The sequence below is a fragment of the Rosenbergiella sp. YN46 genome, from assembly GCF_036620675.1.
Classification (GTDB): domain Bacteria; phylum Pseudomonadota; class Gammaproteobacteria; order Enterobacterales; family Enterobacteriaceae; genus Jejubacter.
Genome location: NZ_JAZHEE010000004.1, coordinates 106,639 through 127,423 on the forward strand (window position 1 = coordinate 106,639; position 20,785 = coordinate 127,423).

A 20,785-nucleotide genomic window follows, 5' to 3' on the forward strand; every position below is an offset into this window, starting at 1 on the left:
ACGTGGCGGGGAGCCGGCAGACAGAGCTGGAAGCTCTGCGTTGCAGCCGGGGAACAGGACGTTCATCCAATAGTGTCTTCGGGAGTAGGAAATGAAGCCTTTTTTGCGCTGGTGTCTCGTTGCGACCGCTCTGGCGCTGGCAGGATGCAGCAGCAGCACTGCCTGGCGTAAGAATGAAGTACTGGCCGTGCCGCTACAGCCAACCCTCCAGCAGGAGGTGATTCTGGCGCGCATGGAACAGATTCTTGCCAGTCGGGCTTTAACCGATGATGAACGCGCTCAGCTTTTATATGAGCGCGGAGTATTGTATGATAGTCTCGGCTTGCGGGCTCTGGCGCGAAATGATTTTTCACAAGCGCTGGCGATCCGCCCGGATATGCCCGAGGTATTTAATTACCTGGGCATTTATTTAACGCAGGCGGGCAATTTTGATGCCGCCTATGAAGCGTTTGATTCTGTACTTGAGCTTGATCCAACATATAACTACGCGTATTTGAACCGGGGTATCGCCCTCTATTACGGCGGACGTTACCGGTTAGCGCAAGATGATCTGCTGGCGTTTTATCAAGACGATCCCAATGATCCTTTCCGTAGTCTGTGGGTCTACCTTGCCGGAAGCAAGATAGACGAAGACCAGGCCAAAGTGATGCTCACGCAGCACTTTGACAAAGCGGATAAAGAGCAGTGGGGATGGAACATCGTCGAATTCTACCTTGGTCGCATCAGCGAAAAAACGTTGATGGAAAGACTGAAGGCAGACGCAACGGATAACACCTCGCTCGCTGAGCATCTCAGTGAAACCAACTTCTATTTAGGTAAGTACTACCTGAGTCTGGGGGATAAGGACAGTGCCAGGGCACTGTTCAAGTTGACGGTCGCGAACAACGTCCATAACTACGTTGAGCACCGTTATGCATTGTTGGAATTAGCGCTCCTGGGCCAGGAGCAAGACGACCTGGCAGAATCGGACCAGCAATAGCTGACGAACATTAACCCATTAACCTTAAAGAATTCGTGTTGCAGGCAGGCAGCGTACCACCGAGTCTCTGATATCGTATCAGTACCCGGCGAATACGAACGTCCTTTGGTTCGGCAACCCGAATGTGACGGGTGAAATCCCTTTTAAGTCATCATCTTAGCGGGTGAGGGCGTTTTTGTTTGTTAATCCATACAATTTGAGCCGGTTCACACTTTTCAATGAAAATTACAGATCATTTTCAAGATGAGTTATGTAGACTGGCCGCCATTGATACTGAGGCACTTGTACTACATGGCTGATATCGAAACCACTTTTAGCGATCTGGGCCTGAAAGCCCCTATTCTTGAAGCACTTAACGACCTGGGCTACGAGAAGCCTTCTCCGATCCAGGCCGCCTGTATTCCGCACTTGCTGGAAGGGCGCGACGTGCTGGGGATGGCCCAGACCGGTAGTGGCAAGACCGCGGCATTCTCCCTGCCGCTGCTGAACAACATTGAAGCAAGCCTGCGCGCTCCGCAACTTCTGGTGCTGGCGCCGACCCGCGAACTGGCGGTGCAGGTTGCGGAAGCCTGTAATGATTTTTCTAAACATATGCGCGGCGTTCAGGTTCTGGCGCTTTATGGCGGCCAGCGCTACGACGTGCAGTTGCGTGCCCTGCGTCAGGGGCCGCAGATCGTTGTCGGTACTCCGGGTCGTTTGCTTGACCACCTGAAGCGCGGCACCCTGGACCTTTCCAACCTGAAAGGTCTGGTACTGGACGAAGCCGACGAAATGCTGCGGATGGGCTTTATCGAAGATGTGGAAACCATCATGGCACAGATCCCGGAAGGGCATCAGACCGCGCTGTTTTCCGCGACCATGCCGGAAGCGATTCGCCGTATCACTAAGCGCTTCATGCAGGATCCGCAGGAAGTGCGGATCCAGACCAGCATTAACACGCGCCCGGACATCAGCCAGAGCTACTGGAGCGTCTGGGGCATGCGTAAAAATGAAGCCCTGGTGCGTTTCCTGGAAGCCGAAGATTTCGACGCAGCTATCATCTTCGTTCGTACCAAAAACGCGACGCTTGAAGTGGCCGAAGCGCTGGAGCGCAATGGTTACAACAGCGCTGCGCTGAACGGCGACATGAACCAGGCGCTGCGTGAGCAAACCCTGGAGCGCCTGAAAGATGGTCGTCTGGACATTCTTATCGCTACCGACGTTGCGGCTCGCGGTCTGGACGTTGATCGTATCAGCCTGGTGGTGAACTACGATATTCCGATGGATGCCGAGTCTTACGTACACCGTATTGGTCGTACCGGCCGCGCCGGTCGTGCCGGTCGCGCGCTGCTGTTCGTGGAAAACCGCGAGCGCCGTCTGCTGCGTAATATCGAACGCACCATGAAGCTGACCATTCCGGAAGTGGAACTGCCGAACGCAGAACTGCTGGGCCAGCGCCGTCTGGCGAAATTCGCCGGTCGCGTTCATCAGCAACTGGAAAGCAGCGATCTGGATCAGTATCGCGAACTGCTGAGCAAGCTGCAGCCGGAAGACGAGCTGGATATGGAAACGCTGGCTGCCGCGCTGCTGAAAATGGCTCAGGGCGAGCGTCCGCTTATTCTGCCGCCGGATCCGGTTATCGAACGTCGTCCCAGACGCGAATTCCGCGAGCGTGACGATCGTCGCGGCGATCGCAGCGAGCGTCCGCGTCGCGAGCGCCGTGATGTCGGTGATATGGAACTCTATCGCATCGAAGTGGGACGCGATGACGGGGTTGAAGTGCGTCATATCGTGGGCGCTATTGCCAACGAAGGCGATATCAGCAGCCGCTATATCGGTAACATTAAGCTGTTCGCTTCCCATTCCACCATCGAGCTGCCGAAGGGCATGCCGGGCGATGTGCTGCAGCACTTTACCCGCACCCGTATTCTGAACAAGCCGATGAACATGCAGCTGCTGGGCGATGCTCAGCCGCGTGGTGAACGTCGCGGTGGACGTAACTTTAACGGTGAGCGTCGCGGAGGCGGTGAAGGCCGTCGCTTCAACAATGAACGTCGTGAAGGCGGTGGCCGCTTCTCCGGCGAGCGTCGTGAAGGCGGTCGTGGTCGTCGTGAAGAGAGCGGCAATCGTCGTCGCTTCGGTGATGCATAAAAATTAAGCGGAAAATACTGCTTTATCCGCTGTAAAGTAAAATAAACGAATCCCGATCTGCGCGATCGGGATTTTTTTATCCCTTTTGTACTCGTGTACTGGTACAATGCAGCGGCAGGCAGACGGCCCGCCGTGATTTACCATACAGGAACAGCATCTGATGACAGCACTTTCCACTTCCCGCCCGACGCCCTCTATTCTGGGGGGGGTGATGATTATCGGGGGCACCATTATTGGCGCCGGTATGTTCTCTCTGCCCGTCGTGATGTCTGGCGCCTGGTTTTTCTGGTCGCTGGCGGCGCTGGTGTTCACCTGGTTCTGTATGCTGCATTCCGGGTTGATGATTCTGGAAGCCAACCTGAACTATCCGCCGGGCGCCAGCTTCGACACCCTGACCAAAGATCTTTTGGGGCGCGGCTGGAATCTGGTTAACGGCCTGTCTATTGCCTTTGTTCTCTATATTCTGACCTACGCCTATATTTCGGCCAGCGGTTCGATCATCCACCATACCCTGGGAGAGATGGGCGTGGCGGTTCCTGCACGACTGGCGGGACTATTATTCGCGCTGGCGGTCGCGTTTATCGTCTGGTTGAGCACCCGGGCGGTCAGCCGGATGACCGCCATTGTGCTGGGGGCGAAGGTCATCACTTTCTTTTTGACCTTCGGTAGCCTGTTGGGCCATGTTGAACCAACCACGCTACTGAACCTGAGTGAAGAAAGCCCGCGCTATGCCCCTTATCTGTTGATGACGTTGCCGTTCTGTCTGGCCTCTTTCGGCTATCACGGCAACGTCCCGAGCCTGATGAAATATTATGGTCGCGAGCCGAAGCTGATTATCCGCTGTCTGGTATGGGGAACGCTGATTGCTTTGGGGCTGTACGTTATCTGGCTGTTGGGCACCATGGGCAATATTCCGCGCCGCGACTTTATCGGCATTGCGCAGAAAGGGGGCAATATCGATGTGCTGGTTCAGGCGCTGAGCGGCGTGCTGAACAGCCGTTCGCTCGACCTGTTGCTGGTCATTTTCTCGAACTTCGCGGTGGCCAGCTCCTTCCTGGGCGTTACGCTGGGGCTGTTTGACTACCTGGCTGATCTGTTTGGTTTCGACGATTCGCAGCCGGGCCGTCTGAAGACGGCGCTTATCACCTTCCTGCCGCCGATGGTGGGGGGCATGCTGTGGCCGAACGGCTTCCTGTATGCTATCGGCTATGCCGGGCTGGCGGCCACTATCTGGGCCGCTATCGTACCGGCGCTGCTGGCACGGGCGTCACGTAAGCGCTTTGGCAGCCCGCGCTTTCGGGTATGGGGCGGTAAGCCGATGATCGCACTGATTCTGGTCTTCGGCGCGGGTAACGCCCTGGTGCATATTCTTTCCAGCTTTAATCTTCTGCCGGTATATCAGTAATCGTCAGGTAGTAAAAATCCGCCTTCACAGAAGGCGGCATTGATTTCGCTCCATAGGGCGTACCAAAGACCTTAAAAAGAGGTATCTGCCCGTCCTGAGAGATTTAAATCCGAAGACAATAAGGCAGCGCCAGAACCTGCTGATGACCACGCCCGCAGGACGTGGTTTCAGCTGGCAATAAAAAAGGACTCGTCAGAGTCCTTTTTAGCCTCTGCGTTTTAGCGCAGATGGTGAATCACCTGATTGCTGCTGCCGCGCCAGATGAGCGCCGGATCTCTCAGATCCTGAACGAACTTACCGTCTACCAGAACGTTAATCAGGCTCACCACTTCCATTTGCTGCGGCGTCAGCTCATCCAGCCGGTAGCCGGTCCAGACCCAGATGTCCTTACCGGGACATTCGCCACGAACCCGTTGCACCAGTTTCAGAACATCAGGCACGTTTTGCGGATGGAGCGGATCGCCGCCGGAAAGCGACAGTCCCTGGCGTCGCACCCGGGTATCATTGAGATCGTCAATGATTTGCTGCTCCATCGCTGGCGTAAAGGCGATGCCGGAGTTCAGGCGCCAGGTGCTTTTGTTATAGCAGCCGGGGCACTGGTGCACGCAACCCGCCACAAACAGCGTACAACGGGTACCCGGCCCGTTGACCACATCGACCGGGTAATACTGGTGTATGTTCATCCTCAGCCCAGTTGGCCGTTGCCCAGGTGCTTAACGCGGCGCTTCACCTCTTCCTGCTTACCGGCGTTGAACGGACGTGCGTCCGGGCTGCCCAGATAACCGCAGACCCTGCGGGTAACCGAAACCCGGCTGGCATCGTGGTTACCGCATTTCGGGCAGGTAAAGCCCTTGCTGGTGCAGTCGAATTCGCCGGTGAAGCCACATTCGTAGCACTCATCGATAGGCGTGTTGGTGCCGTAATAGGGAACATGCTGATAGCTGTAATCCCAGACGTCTTCCAGCGCTTTCAGGTTATGCTGCAGGTTGGGATATTCGCCGTAGCAGATGAAGCCGCCGCTGGCGAGTTCGGGATAGGGCGCTTCAAAGTCCAGCTTGTCGTACGGATTCACCTTCTTCTCGACGTCCAGGTGGAAACTGTTGGTGTAGTAGCCCTTATCGGTCACGCCTGGCACTATGCCGAATTCGGCAGTGTCCAGACGGCAGAAGCGGTCGCACAGATTTTCGCTCGGGGTGCTGTAGAGGCTGAAGCCGTAGCCGGTTTCCTCTTTCCAGCTATCCACCGCCTGGCGCAGGCGCTGAACGATGTTGATCGCTTTGGCGCGCAGGGTTTCACTGTCGTAAACGTGCTGGTTGCCGTAGAGCGCATTAATAGTTTCGTGGATGCCAATATAGCCCAGAGAGATGGAGGCACGGCCGTTTTTAAAGATGTCGGCGACGTTATCATCCGCTTTCAGGCGCACGCCACAGGCGCCTTCCATATAAAGAATTGGCGCGACGCGGGCCTTGACCCCCTCCAGGCGGGCGATACGGGTCATCAGCGCTTTCTTCGCAAGGCTCAGGCGTTCGTCGAGCAGCTTGTGGAAGCGTTCCTCGTCGCCTTTCGCTTCCAGCGCGATGCGCGGCAGGTTAAGGCTGATAACCCCCAGGTTGTTACGCCCGTCGTGGATCTGCTCGCCGTTTTCTTCGTATACGCCAAGAAAACTGCGGCAGCCCATCGGGGTCTTAAAGGAACCGGTGACTTCCACCACCCGATCGTAGTTCAGGATATCCGGATACATGCGCTTGCTGGCGCATTCCAGAGCCAGTTGCTTGATATCGTAGTTGGGATCGCCGAACTTATGATTCAGCCCGTCGCGGATAGCGAACACCAGCTTCGGGAAGACCGCCGTCTTTCGATTCTTGCCCAGTCCGGCAATACGGTTGCGCAGGATGGAGGTCTGAATCAGACGCGATTCCCAACTGGAACCCAGGCCGAAGCCGAAGGTAACGAATGGCGTCTGGCCGTTAGCGGTGTGCAGGGTGTTGACTTCATATTCCAGCGACTGAAAGGCGTCGTAGCACTCTTTTTCGGTACGGGCGCGGGCGTAGCCTTCGGCATCCGGAATCAGCCACTCGTCGGCGATTTTACGGTGTTTTTCGAAGCTCGCGGTTACAAAAGGCGCCAGTACTTCATCTATACGGTTAATAGTGGTGCCGCCGTAGATATGGCTGGCCACCTGGGCGATGATCTGGGCGGTAACTGCTGTTGCGGTAGAGATAGACTTTGGCGGTTCGATCTCTGCATTGCCCATCTTAAAGCCGTGAGTCAGCATGCCTTTCAAGTCGATCAACATGCAGTTGAACATCGGAAAGAAGGGGGAATAGTCGAGATCGTGGTAGTGAAGCTCCCCGCGCTCGTGAGCGCGCACCACATCGCGCGGCAACAGATGCTGCCTGGCGTAGTGTTTGGCCACAATGCCCGCCAGCAGATCGCGCTGGGTGGGGATCACCTTGCTGTCTTTATTCGCGTTTTCGTTAAGCAGCGAGGCATTGGTCTGCTCGACCAGCCCACGGATCTCCTGATTGAGCTGGCCGCGTTTTTCACGGGCCACGTCACGGTCGTGACGGTATTCGATATAGGCGCGGGCCAACTGCTTGTACGGGCCGGACATCAGTTGGTTTTCCACCGCAGTCTGAATCTCATTGATATCGACCTGACTGCGATCCTGCATCTGGCTGCTAACGCTATCCGCGACGGTGGCGCAATAGTTTGCGTCATCGACTCCCGCGGCGACGGCGGCGCGCATAATCGCTTCTTTAATACGCGCTGAAGTGAAGGGTACCTTGCACCCATCCCGTTTCATCACATGCGGTGTCATGATCTCTCCATTTTAAAAACAGGTTATCCACAGTGCCGACCGGCAGGCTGAGCATTGTTTGCGGCTTGTTAATTAGAGGCTTTTCGCAATGTCTGCCCGGTATTATCCACAGCTTGCATCGCCAGTCTGACGCGAGCGTAGCATAGGTCAAAATGCACCAACTACAACATGTTGGGTTTTAATGGATTCTAGATTCTATATATGGTGTTTTCACTAAAGATGTTTGCTTTCTTGTTGACTCAGATCAAAGTAAAATTTAAGTCCCTGAAACGGCGCGGCCTGGAACAAACATGCAGTTTTTTAACGATTTGATCGCCCGCTCAGTTTTAAGACATTACGCAACAGCGCTGGTTGATGTTTAGTTTAGTGACCAGGCGTTAGTATCTGTGCCCGATTATCGGCGGCGTGATTTCACCGTCGCCTGTTGTTCTCTTTGCTGTTACCGGAGGCGTTATGGATCCAGATCCTCATCCGCAGTTGTGTGATTTCTTCCGGTAAGCCAGTTCTCTTCTTTTGATTGCTGCCTTCCGGAAGCGGAAGGCGGTGACTCGCGTTTGTCCCTGCCTGATTACGATTGATTGCCCTGACGGGACGGCTCACCCGTATCCGCAGGGATAACGGCGCTCTGCAAAGTGCGCCGGAGGGACGCTGATGCTGTTTAATTTTATCTTTTCCCCGCTTGCTGCGGCGCGCGGCCAGTGGGGCCGGAAAATGCACGCCAACGCCGGGAACGATGCCGAACTGGCACGCACCTGTCTGCGTTATGCCCGCATGGATGAAGAGGCGTTGATGCGCCACTTCGCCAGCCACCCCGAAGGGCTGACCCCCAGAGAGGTGGCTAAGGCCAGGGCGCGTTATGGCCTGAATCAGGTGGCTTCCGGGGGACAGACGCCCTGGTGGCGCTATCTGGTTCGTAGCTACTTCAATCCGTTTAATCTGCTGCTGACGGCACTGGCGGTTATCTCCTGGGCTACGGACGATCGCTCTGCCACGGCGATTATTACCCTGATGGTACTTATTTCTGCGCTGTTAAACGGTATCCAGGAGCTGCGTTCTTCCCGGGCGGCGCAGGCCCTGAAAGCCATGGTCAGCAGCAATGTGACGGTGCTACGCACTCTGAACGAACAGGGGGAGAGCGGCTATGTCACGCTCCCGGTTGAAGAACTGGTGCCGGGCGATATCGTCAAGCTGGCCGCCGGCGATATCATTCCTGCGGATCTGCGTCTGTTGAGCGGGCGGGCGCTATTTGTCTCTCAGGCGACCCTGACCGGCGAATCGCTGCCGGTAGAAAAAACGGCCCGGCCCTGTTATTCCACCCATAATCCGCTGGAAAGCGGCAACCTGTGCTTTATGGGCACCAGCGTGGCCAGCGGTAGCGCGCGGGCGCTGGTGGTGGCGACTGGGGCAAGAACCTGGTTCGGACAACTGGCCGATCAGACGCTGCATCAGAACCCGGAGCCTAATGCTTTTCGTCAGGGCATCAGCCGGGTCAGCCTGTTGCTTATCCGCTTCATGCTGATGATGGCCCCCGTGGTTCTGCTAATCAACGGATTTACCAAAGGCGACTGGTGGGATGCCGCGCTGTTTGCGCTCTCTGTGGCCGTGGGGCTAACGCCGGAGATGCTGCCGATGATCGTCACTTCCACGCTGGCGCGGGGCGCTATCAAACTGTCGCGCCAGAAGGCGATCGTCAAGCGGCTGGATGCCATTCAGAATTTCGGAGCCATGGATATTCTGTGCACTGACAAGACCGGCACCCTGACCCGGGATCGTATCCGGCTTGAAGGCCATATCGATATCCCGGGCGAAACCAGCCAGCGGATACTGGAGATGGCGTGGCTAAATAGTCGCTACCAGACCGGGCTGAACAACCCGCTGGATGAGGCGGTGAAAGAGAAAGTGACGCCCGCTCAGGGGGAGGCGCTTACGGCTCGCTGGCGCAAGGTGGATGAGGTGCCCTTCGACTTCAGCCGACGTCGGATGACGGTGGTGGTCAGCCAGGATCCGGACAGCCACTGGATTATCTGCAAAGGGGCGCTGGAAGAAGTGTTGAACGTTTGCACCCGGGTACGTCAGGGCAGTGAGGTCATTACGCTGGATACGGCGTTGCGCGCCCGAATTCGCCAGGCCGCAGAACGGCTTAACCGCGAAGGGCTGCGGGTGGTGGCAGTCGCCGGTAAGCAGGCGCCGGTGCGCGACGGCGAGTATGGCCGCTCGGATGAGTCGGATCTGATGCTCGAAGGTTTTTTGACCTTCCTCGACCCGCCGAAAGAGACCACTGCGCCTGCACTGAAGGCGTTACAGGCTGGCGGCGTGGCAATCAAGATCCTGACCGGAGATAGCGAACTGGTGGCGGCGAAAGTGTGCCGGGACGTTGGGCTGGAGCCCGGCGAAGCGCTAACCGGTAGTCAGATAGAGGAGATGGATGATTCCACCCTGGCCGCCAGGGCGCGGGAGTGTGCGCTGTTCGCCCGGCTAACGCCGTTGCAGAAATCGCGCGTGGTGCGCCTGCTGCGTGAACAGGGGCACGTAGTGGGATTTATGGGGGACGGTATTAATGACGCTCCTGCGCTGCGCGCTGCGGATATCGGCATTTCGGTAGATAGCGCGGTGGATGTCGCCCGTGAAGCGGCAGACATTATTCTGCTGGAAAAGAGCCTGATGGTACTGGAAGAGGGGGTTCGCGAAGGGCGCCGTACCTTTGCCAATATGCTCAAATATATCAGGATGACGGCCAGCTCCAACTTCGGCAACGTCTTTAGCGTGCTGGTGGCCAGCGCTTTTCTGCCCTTCCTGCCGATGCTGCCGCTGCATTTGCTAATTCAGAACCTGCTTTACGATATCTCGCAGGTGGCGATTCCGTTTGATAACGTGGATGAAGAACAGGTGGCGCGGCCCCAGCGTTGGGATCCGAAGCAAATTGGGCGCTTTATGCTGTTTTTCGGCCCGATCAGTTCCATCTTCGACATCCTGACTTTCTGCCTGATGTGGTGGGTGTTCCAGGCTAATGTACCGGAAGCCCAGACTCTGTTTCAGTCGGGCTGGTTTGTGGTTGGACTCCTCTCCCAGACGTTGATCGTCCATATGATTCGTACCCGGCGTCTGCCGTTCCTGCAAAGCCGGGCTGGCAAGCCGCTGATGGCAATGACCCTGGTGGTGATGGCGTTGGGGATTCTGCTGCCGTTTTCGCCCTGGGCCGGGTGCCTGCATCTTCAGGCGCTGCCGTTAAGCTACTTCCCGTGGCTGGTAGCGATTCTGGCGGGTTATATGGCGCTAACGCAGGCGGTAAAGGGATTCTATAGCCGTCGCTACGGCTGGCAGTAATAACAAAAAAGCCGCGGGATGCGGCTTTTTTGTTGCGGAGTGAATCGATTAGCGACGTACTGCGATCGCTTCGATTTCAATTTTTACATCTTTCGGCAGACGCGCCACTTCTACGCAGGAACGCGCCGGGAAAGGCGCTTCGTTTTCGTTAAAGAAGGCCTCGTAAGCGGCGTTAACGATACCGAAGTCATTCAGATCCTTCACGAAAACCGTAGTTTTCACAATATCGCTCGCTTTCAGACCGGAGGCTTCGACCACCGCTTTGACATTTTCCAGCGACTGGCGGGTTTGTGCTGCTACATCTTCCGATACGCTGCCGGTTTTCGGATCCACCGGAATCTGGCCGGAGGTAATGATCATGCTGCCCAGGTCAACGCCCTGGACATAGGGGCCGATTGCGGCCGGTGCATTTTCCGTACTGAGTGCGCGAGACATAGTCCTCTCCTGAAAAAGTCGTTTGTTATTAGCATAAGGCTCCCCCATTATAGGGAGCCTTGCCGTTATTTCCATCACCTTACCCGGCCAGAACCACCTGATGTGAGAACTCTTTCTCACAGTATTTACATTTCAGAGCAATATCCTGTGGGCGCTTTTTCACCGTAAAGCTGGTGGCGACCGGCTCGTTGCGGCTGATGCAGTTGCTGTTCGGACACACCAGCACGTTTTCGATACGATCCGGCAGGGCCGGGCGGCTCTTTCCCACCACCTCATAGTTGTCGATACGGTTAACGGTGGCCTGGGGGGCATAGATGGCGAGCTGGTTTACCTGCTCATCGGTCAGAAAGGTATTCTCAATTTTAATCAGATCTTTGCGGCCCAGCTCACCGGAAGGGAGGTTAAGGCCAATGGTGATGCGCTGGTCGGTTTCGGTCAGCCGGAACAGCGTCAGCAGGCGAAAGCCCACCCGGGCTGGAATATGATCGATGACCGTACCGCGCTTAATTGCCTCTACCTGTAGTTTATTATCCTGTGTCATTTTGTTCCCCTTACTTAAGCCAGATCCTGAGTCAGTACCAGCGCCAGCAGCGCCTGGCGCGCATAGATGCCGTTCCCGGCCTGCTGGAAATACCAGGCATGGGGAGTGCGGTCGACATCGGTGGTGATTTCGTCCACCCTGGGCAGCGGGTGCAGTACCTTCATGTTGGTACGAGCCCCCTCCAGGTCGGCGGCGCGCAGGATAAACTGTGCCTTCACATTGGCGTATTCCGAGGGATCCAGCCGCTCTTTCTGAACCCGGGTCATGTACAGAATGTCCACCTGACCCATCACTTCATCGATGCTGTCGTGCAGGCTCCAGACGATCCCTTTTTCATCGAGCATATCGAGGATGTATTGCGGCATCGCCAGGGCATCCGGCGCAATAAAGTAGAAACGGTTGCCGCTGAATTTCGCCAGCGCCTGGGTCAGAGAGTGCACGGTGCGCCCGTATTTCAGATCGCCCACCATGGCGATATTCAGGTTTTCCAGCCGGCCCTGGGTTTCGCGAATGGTAAACAGATCCAGCAGCGTCTGGGTCGGATGCTGATTTGCGCCGTCGCCGGCGTTCAGCACCGGAATCGAGCCGGAAAATTCGGTCGCCAGTCGCGCGGCGCCTTCCTGTGGGTGACGCATCACGATGGCATCCACATAGGTACTGATAACCGAAATGGTGTCGGCCAGAGTTTCCCCTTTTTTTCCCAGCGACGTATTGCTGCTGTCGGAAAAGCCGACGACTGAAGCGCCCAGGCGCTGTATGGCGGTTTCGAAGGAGAGGCGGGTACGGGTGGAAGCTTCAAAGAAGCAGCTGGCGATGACTTTATGCTTCAGCAGCTCCGGCTGTGGGCTGGCTTTCAGGCTTGCGGCGGTGTCCAGCACCAGCTCCAGCTCTTCGCGGCTGAGGTCGTTGATGGAAATAATATGTTTCTGATAGAGCGGATTAGCCATCGTTTTCTCCTGTTTTTCGACGCTCCGGCGCGTATCGGGCAAAAAAAAGCCCCTCATTGAGGGGCTTTTTGATAATCGGTAAAGAGTGCTGGAAGAAAAAACAGGCGCCACGCCTGCAATCAGGCGCTGATGTGAATCACGCTGTTCAGTGAGCTGAACCATATTTCCTCCCGGCAAAACGCTCGGAATTATACTCGTGTTTTTCGGCGCATCAAGGAAAATACGCACATTTTTTACACCAGTAATCGATTGCTTCGGTAGAGGTGAGCTGGCGCATGTTTTGTGGGGGTACCGGTGGTATAGCCATTATGCCGGGTGTATAACGTAAAATAATGAAACATTGTTTTGAAAAAAAAGGAAGAAGAACCATGATCGTAGGGAATATTCACACTCCGATGCCGTGGCTGCCGGCGCCGTTGCGTCAGGCGATTGATGAAGTCAAACGGCGCGTTACCGACCAGATGCCCGTTGGTCGTTACGATATCGACGGCGACCAACTGTTCTTTCTGGTCTCTGAAGATATGAGTGAAAGGCGGGAATTACGCCAGGCGGAATTTCATCAGCGCTATCTGGATATCCAGATTGTTTTGCAGGGGCGCGAGGGCATGGTCTTTAGCTGTCAGCCCGCAGGCAAACCGGAAACCGACTGGCTGGCAGATAAGGATATCGCCTTTCTGCCCGAAGGGCGTCAGGAGAAAATGGTGGTGCTGGAAGAGGGGGATTTTGTGGTGTTCTGGCCCGGCGAAGTGCATAAGCCGCTGTGCGCGGTGGGCGAACCGGCCCTTCTGCGTAAGGTGGTGGTGAAAATGCGGATGGAGTAACGCATTGCGCCCCTCCCGCAGCAGCGGTAGGGGCGTTAGAAGTCACTGCTGCGACAGTGTCGCGACCATCACGGCCTTAATGGTGTGCAGGCGGTTTTCCGCCTGATCGAAGACGATGCTGTGTTCGGATTCAAACACTTCGTCGGTTACTTCCATTCCACCGTGCAGCGAGAATTCCTGGGCCATCTGACGGCCAATCACGGTTTGATCGTCGTGGAAGGCGGGCAGGCAGTGCAGGAACTTCACCTGCGGATTGCCGGTTAGCATTAGCACTTCGCCGTTAACCTGATACGGTTTCAGCAGCGCAATCCTCTCTGCCCACTTCTCTTTGGGTTCGCCCATAGAAACCCAGACATCGGTATAGATAAAGTCCGCACCGTTGACTCCGGCGCCGATATCTTCTGTCAGAGTGATGCTACCCCCGGTCTGGCTTGCCAGCGCCTGGCACTCCTGTACCAGTTTTTCCTCCGGCCAGCAGGCTTTGGGCGCCACCAGACGTAGATCCAGACCGGTCAGCGCCGCCGCTTCCATCATCGAGTTGCCCATGTTGTTACGGGCGTCGCCCAGATAGGCCATCGACATCTGATTAAAGCCCTTCTCCGGCAGGTGTTCCTGCATGGTTAACAGGTCTGCCAGTAACTGGGTAGGATGAAATTCGTCGGTCAGGCCGTTCCACACCGGCACGCCTGCATATTGCGCCAGGGTTTCAACGATTTCCTGTCCGTAACCGCGATACTGAATGCCGTCGTACATACGTCCCAGCACCCGGGCGGTATCCTTAATGGATTCCTTGTTGCCTATCTGGCTGCCGCTCGGCCCCAGGTATGTGACGCGGGCTCCCTGATCGTATGCGGCAACTTCGAAAGAGCATCGAGTACGAGTCGAGTCTTTTTCGAAGATGAGCGCGATATTTTTGCCCTTAAGGTGCTGAACTTCAGCCGCCTGTTTTTTTGCACGTTTCAGCTGTGCGGAAAGGGCGATGAGATCGCTGATTTCTGATGATGTAAAATCAAGTAACCTAAGGAAATTTTTCTTGTAAAAGGTCATCGTTTACCTCGCATGGCGCTGCGCTATTAAGTGAATTAATATTCAATTTATAAGTATGAATATTCATTTTCAACCCCCGGGTAAATCTTTTTTTTCCGTAAGCGTGGAGGCAATCACAGGGCTGTGTGAAAATAACAGTAACTGCCGACACACAGAGGACAGATCCATGGCAAACCCGGAACTACTGGAAGAGCAGCGCGAAGAGACGCGGCTGATTATTGAAGAACTCCTTGAGGATGGCAGCGATCCGGATGCGCTGTACACCATTGAGCATCACCTCTCGGCGGATGACTTTGAAACTCTGGAGAAAGTGGCCGTTGAGGTCTTTAAGCTGGGGTATGAAGTGACCGATCCTGAAGAGCTTGAAGTGGAAGAGGGCGATACCGTTATCTGCTGCGATGCGCTGAGTGAATGCGCACTCAATGCGGATCTGATCGATGCCCAGGTCGAACAGCTGATGACGCTGGCTGAAAAGTTCGGCGTGGAATATGACGGCTGGGGCACCTACTTTGAGGCTCCGAACGGCGAGCCGGACGGTGATGGCGGCGACTATATCGATGAGGACGATGACGGCGTCCGTCATTAAGGAAAGGTTGCGGCGGCCCGGCGCCGCCGCACGGTTATCAGGACAGATACCACCATGGTTGACCCACAACTTATCGCTCCGGTGCTCGATTTTTTACCGTGCCGGACGCCGCAGGCCTGGATCGATCGGGCGCGAGATCCGGCTAACCTGCCATTGCTGCTCACCGATCATATGATTTGCGAACTGAAAGCAGCCCAGACTGCGATGTTGTTGATCCGTAAGTATGTCGCGGATAAGCGCGGCTCAGAGGCGCTTCTCGCCTGGCTTGCGCCCTATGAGGCATTCACCTTTCGCAACGGGCCGGAGCCGGACTTCCTGGCGCTGCACCGGGGTATTGGTAAAAGCGCGATGCCTCAAACCGACGATCCCTGGGGTCAGCAGTTGATCGACAGCATGGTGCTGTTAATCAAAGAGGAACTGCACCACTTCTGGCAGGTGCGCGAAGTGATGCTCGCCCGCGAGATTCCCTACGTAAAGATCAGCGCCAGCCGCTACGCTCGCGGTCTGCTGAAAGGGTTGCGTACCTGGGAGCCTGCGACCCTGGTCGATAAGCTTATCTGCGGGGCTTATATCGAGGCGCGCTCCTGCGAGCGTTTTGCCGCCCTGGCGCCGTATCTGGACGACGCTCTTGGTAAGTTCTACCTGTCGCTGCTGCGTTCGGAAGCGCGCCATTATCAGGACTATCTGGCGCTGGCCTGCCTGATTGCGCCCCGGGATATCGACGCCAGGGTACGCTATTTTGGTGAACTCGAAGCGCAGTTGATTCTGGAGCCTGATGACGAATTTCGCTTTCACAGCGGCGTTCCTGTTTGATGGCCGGGATGCCATGCTCTTTTGAGCGCATGGCATCTTGCGCTTTTCTTCCGGTTTCGCGTTTATATCCTCGGACACTCATCTGATTTTCTTTATACGCTCAGAATCGTTTTTCTTCGCTGAATACCGCTCTGGTACTTTGAGGTAGGAGGTGCGTATGGTCGCGAAAAATAAAACAGGATTTGAGAAGTGGCAAGACGGTATAAATAAAGCAGTTAACAATTCGAAGTGGGATTATTGGGACTGTGAAATTCAGCGCACCGTGATGGCGTATAACCGGCATCTTGCCCGAAGCGCTGGTTATGTCTCGCTAAACTGGAAACTCATTAAGGCAATGGTGTGGGTTGAGATGGGAGCGAACCACAGCGAATGGTGCTTCCGGCCGATGCAGATTGGGGTCAAGGGCGATCCCGGGATGAAGTCTTTCCTCTTTGGCAAAGAGGGCGGTGCGCTCATTTTGCCCCCTGTATGGAAAACTATTTTAACAGCAGATTCGGTTCGTACTAACCCCGAAAATAATATCAGGGCGGGCGTTGGTTATCTGCTTATTTTTCTCATAAGAGTATTTTGGCCAGTGATGGAAAAACGTATGAGATTACCGTTAAACCTGGAGATAGCCTGGCAAAAATAGCTCAACAGCAGGGCAGTACGCTGGAGGTTCTGCAAAAAATGAATCCGACGGCGACCAGTTTATTGCGCCCGGGTCAGAAACTGAAGTTTCAGAAAGCGAGTATTAAACAGCTAATTACCGGCTGGCGTAGTACTTCAACAGCCTCTGTTGCTCTGCGTTACAACGGCGGCGGCGATCCGAACTACGCAAGGAAGCTTGATTATGCGATGGCTGCGATCGAAAAAAAGAAGGTGACGGTATGTCAGTAGTAGCAAAGATGGTTTTATCGCTGGCGCTGTTAGCGCCCGGGTTGGCGGCAGCAATGGATGAGGCCCGTGCGCTGCGCGAAGCGTGCAGCGATAGCTCCCAGGCCGATATGCGCGAATGTCTGGCTAACGAAGCGGCCGAAAGCGCAAAGGCGCTGGCACAGGCGGAAAGCCAGATGCAGAACGTACTTGCGAACTGGGATGAGGATGATAAGTATCGCGAAGAGGCCAGCGCGGCCCTGGTAGAGGCTAACCGGAGTTTTGCGAGCTATCGCGCCAGCCAGTGCGCTTTTGGCAAAGCGCTGAGCGGCGGCGCGGCGGGGAACAGCAGCGAGCTACTGCGGCTGTCCTGTGAGGCGGCGCTGAACAAACAGCGGGCGACACAGCTGCAAAGCGCGGCTTCTGGCGTGCCCGGGAAGTAGCGACCGACCTTCACCCCGGGTTTTGCCTTTAAGAGAGAAAGCCAGAGGGGGAGGGGATTACAGCGCCTTCAGCATCCGTCCCTTGCAGCCCAGGTGGTTGGTGGCCGCGATGCGGCGCGCATAGCCGAAGCAATGAAAAATAATGGAATGACGCCGTTAGTAATACCGCAGGCAGGGGCTGTGCAAGAGAGGATTATTCCGGTGAAAAAGCTCTCCACCGGGAAGGGTGGAGAGCCGGAAGATTACAGCGCGGCGATGGTTGCCTGCTGCTCGATAAGCTTCGCTTTGGCTTCCGCGTAGCCCTTCAGCTTGTCACGCTCTTTGGCGATGACCGCTTCCGGCGCGCGAGCCACAAAGCCTTCGTTAGCCAGTTTACTTTCTATGCGACCGATTTCCGCTTCGACCTTCGCCACTTCTTTCGCCAGACGCGCCAGCTCGGCTTCTTTGTCGATCAGGCCCGCCATCGGGATCAGCAGCTCGGCGCCGTCCACCAGTTTGGTGACCGAGACCGGGCCTTTATCGTCGGCGGGTAGCAGCGTAATGCTTTCCAGGCGTGCCAGCGTTTTCAGGAAGTTCAGGTTATCGTTCACCCGACGCTGAACATCGGCTTGAGCGCCGCGCAGCAGCAGAGCCAGCGGTTTACCCGGCGCGATGTTCATCTCGGCGCGGATATTACGCACGGCGACGATGGCCTGCTTCAGCCATTCGGTATCCACCGTGGCGGTATCGTCTTCCTGAGCCGGATCATACTCCGGGAACGACTGCAGCATGATGGTATCGGCGTCGATGCCCTTGAGAACCTTCACACGCTGCCAGATGGCTTCAGTGATAAACGGAATGATCGGATGCGCCAGACGCAGCAGCGCTTCCAGCACCGTCACCAGAGTATGGCGGGTGCCGCGCAGCTCGGCTTCGCTGCCGCCGTTCATCACCGGCTTGGTTAGCTCCAGATACCAGTCGCAGAACTGGTTCCAGGTGAACTCGTACAGAATGCCGGCCGCGATATCGAAGCGATAGTTATCCAGCGCTTCGCGGTAGGCCTTGACGGTACGGTTAAATTCGGCCAGCACCCAGCGATCCGCCAGCGACAGCGCCATTTCGCCGCCGTTAAAGCCGCAATCCTGCTCTTCGGTGTTCATCAGTACGAAGCGGCTGGCGTTCCACAGCTTGTTACAGAAGTTACGGTAGCCTTCCAGACGCTTCATATCCCAGTTGATGTCGCGGCCGGTAGAGGCCAGCGCCGCCAGGGTAAAGCGCAGGGCGTCGGTGCCGTGGGCCTCGATACCGTTAGGGAACTGTTTCTCGGTGCGCTTGCGGATTTTTTCTGCCAGTTGCGGCTGCATCATGTTGCCGGTGCGCTTGGCCAGTAGCGCTTCCAGCGAGATACCGTCCACCATGTCCAGCGGGTCGATGACGTTACCCTTGGACTTGGACATCTTCTGACCTTCTTCGTCGCGGATAAGCCCGGTCATATAGACGGTCTTAAACGGCACCTGAGGTTTACCGTCCTCATCTTTGATGAAGTGCATGGTCATCATGATCATGCGGGCAATCCAGAAGAAGATAATGTCGAAGCCGCTAACCATCACGCTGGTGGGGTGGAAGGTCTTCAGGGCGTCGGTCTGTTCCGGCCAGCCCAGGGTCGAGAAGGTCCACAGGGCGGAAGAGAACCAGGTGTCCAGCACGTCTTCGTCCTGGCTTAGCGCCACATCCGCCGGAATATTGTTTTGCTGACGAACCTCTTCTTCGCTACGGCCGACAAAAACATTACCTTCAGCGTCGTACCAGGCCGGAATACGGTGGCCCCACCACAGCTGACGCGAGATACACCAGTCCTGAATATCGCGCATCCAGGAGAAGTACATGTTTTCGTACTGCTTCGGTACAAACTGGATATCGCCGTTTTCCACCGCCTCGATAGCCGGTTTGGCCAGCGGCGCTACGCGCACGTACCACTGATCGGTCAGCATGGGTTCTATCACCACGCCACCGCGGTCGCCGTATGGCACCGTCAGGTCGTGGGGTTTTACCTCTTCCAGCAGACCAAGGCCGTCAATGGCAGCAACCACGGCTTTACGAGCGGCGAAGCGCTCCAGGTTCTGGAATTCGGCCGGAATATCGGCAGAATAAACCTCGGACTCGATGCCGTTGGTATCAAACACCTGAGCACTGGCGCGGATATCGCCGTCCAGCGTCAGGATGTTGATCATTGGCAGTTGGTGGCGCTTACCGACTTCGTAGTCGTTGAAGTCGTGGGCCGGGGTGATCTTCACGCAGCCGGTGCCTTTCTCCATATCGGCATGCTCGTCGCCGACGATGGGGATGCGGCGGTTCACCAGCGGCAGCATCACATATTTGCCAATCAAATCTTTGTAGCGCGGATCTTCCGGGTTCACCGCCACGCCGGTATCGCCCAGCAGGGTTTCCGGACGCGTGGTGGCGACCACCAGATAATCTTTGCCTTCAGCGGTCTTAACGCCATCGGCCAGCGGATAACGGATGTGCCACATCGAGCCTTTAGATTCGCGGTTTTCCACTTCCAGGTCGGAGATAGCAGTGCGCAGCTTCGGATCCCAGTTCACCAGGCGCTTGCCGCGATAGATCAGATCTTCCTGCCACAGGCGGACGAACACCTCTTTAACCGCATTAGACAGCCCTTCGTCCATGGTGAAACGCTCGCGTTCCCAGTCCACGGAGTTACCCAGGCGTCGCATCTGGCGGGTGATAGTGCCGCCGGATTCGGCCTTCCACTGCCAGATCTTTTCGATAAAGGCATCGCGGCCATAATCATGGCGTGTTTTGCCCTCTTCTGCGGCGATTTTACGTTCCACCACCATCTGGGTGGCGATGCCGGCGTGGTCAGAGCCTGCCTGCCAGAGGGTATTTTTCCCCTGCATACGCTGGTAGCGGATCATGGTATCCATGATGGTTTGCTGGAAGGCGTGACCCATATGCAAACTGCCGGTGACGTTCGGCGGTGGGATCATGATGCAGAAGCTTTCCTGGCTCTTATCGCCGTTCGGCTTAAAGTAGCCCTGCTGTTCCCAGTGCTCGTAGAGCGGCTGTTCGATATCTTGCGGGTTATATGTCTTTTCCATTTCTGCTATGTCGTTCCGGGGGCCGCCCAGGTGGCCGTGGTCAGGTGAAAACCGGCCACGCGATAGGCTTTATAGCGTTCGCGCGCCAGCTGTTTCAGGGATTCGTCGTAGGGTACGAAGTCTATCACTTCATGGAAAGCGGTGGCAAAATCTGCAAATTGTGGCAGCAGGCTGATGAGCAGGTCCCGTGAGTGGCTGCCGCGCCGCGCCGGCCAGGCCAGTTCTACCGGCGCGCCGGCCCGGGGGCCTTCGCCCGCCAGGTTATGGGGCACAAAGCTGTGGGGGGAGCGCTGCCATAGCGCCTCATCCAACCGGACTGCCTGCTGTTCGTCTTCACAGGCGATAAGAATTCGCTTGCCCGCCCGCCAACGAACCGCCGCCAGTTCACACACCAGCAGCTCCTGAGCGTTCAGGCCGTCCGCTGCGGCGTCGTTATCCATAAGGTAGAACGTTGCGTTTTTCATGGCGTTTGGTTCTTTGACTGCGTCGGGAGACGGGGAAGGGAGATATTTTATCACAGACTGGCGGCGCTGTGAGCGC

At 56.2% G+C, this 20,785-nt stretch carries 18 protein-coding genes and 1 pseudogene; 11 read left to right on the top strand and 8 right to left on the bottom strand.

The window, feature by feature from the left end:
* Window positions 1-91 precede the first annotated feature (91 nt).
* The 4 genes from nlpI to mtr all read left to right on the top strand — a co-directional run bounded on the left by nlpI (window position 92) and on the right by mtr (window position 4,514).
* Entirely contained in the window at window positions 92-979 is an 888-nt protein-coding gene (gene nlpI / locus V3W49_RS05325; RefSeq protein WP_500144153.1) for a lipoprotein NlpI, read from the top strand.
* Between the two features lie 218 nt (window positions 980-1,197).
* Window positions 1,198-1,278 carry a protein YrbN gene (gene yrbN, locus V3W49_RS05330; protein ID WP_138099092.1) on the top strand — a complete coding sequence of 27 codons (81 nt, stop codon included), beginning with the start codon at window positions 1,198-1,200 and terminating at the stop codon, window positions 1,276-1,278.
* On the top strand, window positions 1,271-3,109 hold the full coding sequence (locus tag V3W49_RS05335; RefSeq protein ID WP_500144154.1) for a DEAD/DEAH family ATP-dependent RNA helicase: 1,839 nt from the start codon (window positions 1,271-1,273) through the stop codon (window positions 3,107-3,109). Before yrbN ends, V3W49_RS05335 begins: the two co-directional genes overlap by 8 nt.
* 160 nt (window positions 3,110-3,269) lie before the next feature.
* A complete protein-coding gene (gene mtr, locus V3W49_RS05340) occupies window positions 3,270-4,514 on the top strand; it encodes a tryptophan permease (protein WP_500144156.1) in 1,245 nt (414 codons plus the stop codon).
* Between the two features lie 218 nt (window positions 4,515-4,732).
* Here mtr and nrdG read toward each other — a convergent pair whose 3' ends face one another.
* Both nrdG and nrdD read right to left on the bottom strand, forming a co-directional pair.
* Complete coding sequence (nrdG, locus tag V3W49_RS05345) at window positions 4,733-5,197, bottom strand: anaerobic ribonucleoside-triphosphate reductase-activating protein (RefSeq protein ID WP_500144157.1); 465 nt, start codon at window positions 5,195-5,197, stop codon at window positions 4,733-4,735.
* A 2-nt stretch (window positions 5,198-5,199) separates the two neighbouring features.
* Complete coding sequence (gene nrdD, locus V3W49_RS05350) at window positions 5,200-7,335, bottom strand: anaerobic ribonucleoside-triphosphate reductase (protein ID WP_500144158.1); 2,136 nt, start codon at window positions 7,333-7,335, stop codon at window positions 5,200-5,202.
* Window positions 7,336-8,037: 702 nt separating this feature from the next.
* On the opposite strand from nrdD, the pseudogene mgtA reads away from it, so the two are divergent.
* Window positions 8,038-10,659 (top strand): annotated as a pseudogene (mgtA, locus tag V3W49_RS05355) (magnesium-translocating P-type ATPase); the annotation flags it as partial.
* A 48-nt stretch (window positions 10,660-10,707) separates the two neighbouring features.
* Here mgtA and ridA read toward each other — a convergent pair.
* The 3 genes from ridA to pyrB all read right to left on the bottom strand — a co-directional run bounded on the left by ridA (window position 10,708) and on the right by pyrB (window position 12,582).
* On the bottom strand, window positions 10,708-11,094 hold the full coding sequence (gene ridA / locus V3W49_RS05360; protein WP_500144159.1) for a 2-iminobutanoate/2-iminopropanoate deaminase: 387 nt from the start codon (window positions 11,092-11,094) through the stop codon (window positions 10,708-10,710).
* 79 nt (window positions 11,095-11,173) lie between these two features.
* A complete protein-coding gene (pyrI, locus tag V3W49_RS05365) occupies window positions 11,174-11,635 on the bottom strand; it encodes an aspartate carbamoyltransferase regulatory subunit (protein ID WP_500144160.1) in 462 nt (153 codons plus the stop codon).
* A gap of 14 nt (window positions 11,636-11,649) precedes the next feature.
* Window positions 11,650-12,582: an aspartate carbamoyltransferase gene (gene pyrB, locus V3W49_RS05370; RefSeq protein ID WP_500144162.1), complete on the bottom strand. Its 933-nt coding sequence runs from the start codon at window positions 12,580-12,582 to the stop codon at window positions 11,650-11,652.
* 368 nt (window positions 12,583-12,950) lie between these two features.
* Here pyrB and V3W49_RS05375 point away from each other — a divergent pair, with 368 nt between their 5' ends.
* Window positions 12,951-13,403 carry a NanQ anomerase/TabA/YiaL family protein gene (locus V3W49_RS05375; protein WP_500144164.1) on the top strand — a complete coding sequence of 151 codons (453 nt, stop codon included), beginning with the start codon at window positions 12,951-12,953 and terminating at the stop codon, window positions 13,401-13,403.
* Between the two features lie 42 nt (window positions 13,404-13,445).
* Here the strand turns inward: V3W49_RS05375 and argF are convergent, their stop codons facing one another.
* Entirely contained in the window at window positions 13,446-14,450 is a 1,005-nt protein-coding gene (gene argF / locus V3W49_RS05380; RefSeq protein ID WP_500144165.1) for an ornithine carbamoyltransferase, read from the bottom strand.
* 166 nt (window positions 14,451-14,616) lie between these two features.
* Between argF and rraB the strand changes: the two genes are divergently transcribed.
* From rraB to V3W49_RS05405, 5 genes are all read left to right on the top strand, one after another.
* The gene (rraB, locus tag V3W49_RS05385) at window positions 14,617-15,036 is read left to right on the top strand and encodes a ribonuclease E inhibitor RraB (protein WP_500144166.1); all 420 of its coding nucleotides are present in this window, start codon (window positions 14,617-14,619) and stop codon (window positions 15,034-15,036) included.
* Window positions 15,037-15,090: 54 nt separating this feature from the next.
* On the top strand, window positions 15,091-15,849 hold the full coding sequence (gene miaE, locus V3W49_RS05390) for a tRNA isopentenyl-2-thiomethyl-A-37 hydroxylase MiaE (protein WP_500144168.1): 759 nt from the start codon (window positions 15,091-15,093) through the stop codon (window positions 15,847-15,849).
* A 157-nt stretch (window positions 15,850-16,006) separates the two neighbouring features.
* Window positions 16,007-16,480: a hypothetical protein gene (locus tag V3W49_RS05395; RefSeq protein WP_500144169.1), complete on the top strand. Its 474-nt coding sequence runs from the start codon at window positions 16,007-16,009 to the stop codon at window positions 16,478-16,480.
* Between the two features lie 38 nt (window positions 16,481-16,518).
* Window positions 16,519-16,728 carry a hypothetical protein gene (locus V3W49_RS05400; protein ID WP_500144171.1) on the top strand — a complete coding sequence of 70 codons (210 nt, stop codon included), beginning with the start codon at window positions 16,519-16,521 and terminating at the stop codon, window positions 16,726-16,728.
* Window positions 16,719-17,147, top strand: a complete 429-nt coding sequence (locus V3W49_RS05405; protein ID WP_500144173.1) for a lysozyme inhibitor LprI family protein — start codon at window positions 16,719-16,721, stop codon at window positions 17,145-17,147. The genes V3W49_RS05400 and V3W49_RS05405 overlap by 10 nt, the downstream gene beginning before the upstream one ends.
* 242 nt (window positions 17,148-17,389) lie before the next feature.
* Here the strand turns inward: V3W49_RS05405 and V3W49_RS05410 are convergent, their stop codons facing one another.
* Window positions 17,390-20,245, bottom strand: coding sequence for a valine--tRNA ligase (locus V3W49_RS05410; protein WP_500144175.1), 2,856 nt, complete (start codon window positions 20,243-20,245; stop codon window positions 17,390-17,392).
* Window positions 20,246-20,250: 5 nt separating this feature from the next.
* Complete coding sequence (locus V3W49_RS05415) at window positions 20,251-20,709, bottom strand: DNA polymerase III subunit chi (protein ID WP_500144176.1); 459 nt, start codon at window positions 20,707-20,709, stop codon at window positions 20,251-20,253.
* Between the last annotated feature and the right edge of the window lie 76 nt (window positions 20,710-20,785).

Bases quoted from the DNA above. Each gene is read 5' to 3' on its own strand.
- V3W49_RS05335 (WP_500144154.1), top strand. From the start codon at position 1,271: ATGGCTGATATCGAAACCACTTTTAGCGATCTGGGCCTGAAAGCCCCT.
- V3W49_RS05375 (WP_500144164.1), top strand. From the start codon at position 12,951: ATGATCGTAGGGAATATTCACACTCCGATGCCGTGGCTGCCGGCGCCG.
- V3W49_RS05410 (WP_500144175.1), bottom strand. From the start codon at position 20,245: ATGGAAAAGACATATAACCCGCAAGATATCGAACAGCCGCTCTACGAG.
- argF (WP_500144165.1), bottom strand. From the start codon at position 14,450: ATGACCTTTTACAAGAAAAATTTCCTTAGGTTACTTGATTTTACATCA.
- V3W49_RS05400 (WP_500144171.1), top strand. From the start codon at position 16,519: ATGAATCCGACGGCGACCAGTTTATTGCGCCCGGGTCAGAAACTGAAG.
- V3W49_RS05405 (WP_500144173.1), top strand. From the start codon at position 16,719: ATGTCAGTAGTAGCAAAGATGGTTTTATCGCTGGCGCTGTTAGCGCCC.
- V3W49_RS05395 (WP_500144169.1), top strand. From the start codon at position 16,007: ATGGTCGCGAAAAATAAAACAGGATTTGAGAAGTGGCAAGACGGTATA.
- mtr (WP_500144156.1), top strand. From the start codon at position 3,270: ATGACAGCACTTTCCACTTCCCGCCCGACGCCCTCTATTCTGGGGGGG.
- ridA (WP_500144159.1), bottom strand. From the start codon at position 11,094: ATGTCTCGCGCACTCAGTACGGAAAATGCACCGGCCGCAATCGGCCCC.
- pyrI (WP_500144160.1), bottom strand. From the start codon at position 11,635: ATGACACAGGATAATAAACTACAGGTAGAGGCAATTAAGCGCGGTACG.
- V3W49_RS05415 (WP_500144176.1), bottom strand. From the start codon at position 20,709: ATGAAAAACGCAACGTTCTACCTTATGGATAACGACGCCGCAGCGGAC.
- pyrB (WP_500144162.1), bottom strand. From the start codon at position 12,582: ATGGCTAATCCGCTCTATCAGAAACATATTATTTCCATCAACGACCTC.
- nlpI (WP_500144153.1), top strand. From the start codon at position 92: ATGAAGCCTTTTTTGCGCTGGTGTCTCGTTGCGACCGCTCTGGCGCTG.
- nrdG (WP_500144157.1), bottom strand. From the start codon at position 5,197: ATGAACATACACCAGTATTACCCGGTCGATGTGGTCAACGGGCCGGGT.
- nrdD (WP_500144158.1), bottom strand. From the start codon at position 7,335: ATGACACCGCATGTGATGAAACGGGATGGGTGCAAGGTACCCTTCACT.
- rraB (WP_500144166.1), top strand. From the start codon at position 14,617: ATGGCAAACCCGGAACTACTGGAAGAGCAGCGCGAAGAGACGCGGCTG.
- miaE (WP_500144168.1), top strand. From the start codon at position 15,091: ATGGTTGACCCACAACTTATCGCTCCGGTGCTCGATTTTTTACCGTGC.
- yrbN (WP_138099092.1), top strand. From the start codon at position 1,198: ATGAAAATTACAGATCATTTTCAAGATGAGTTATGTAGACTGGCCGCC.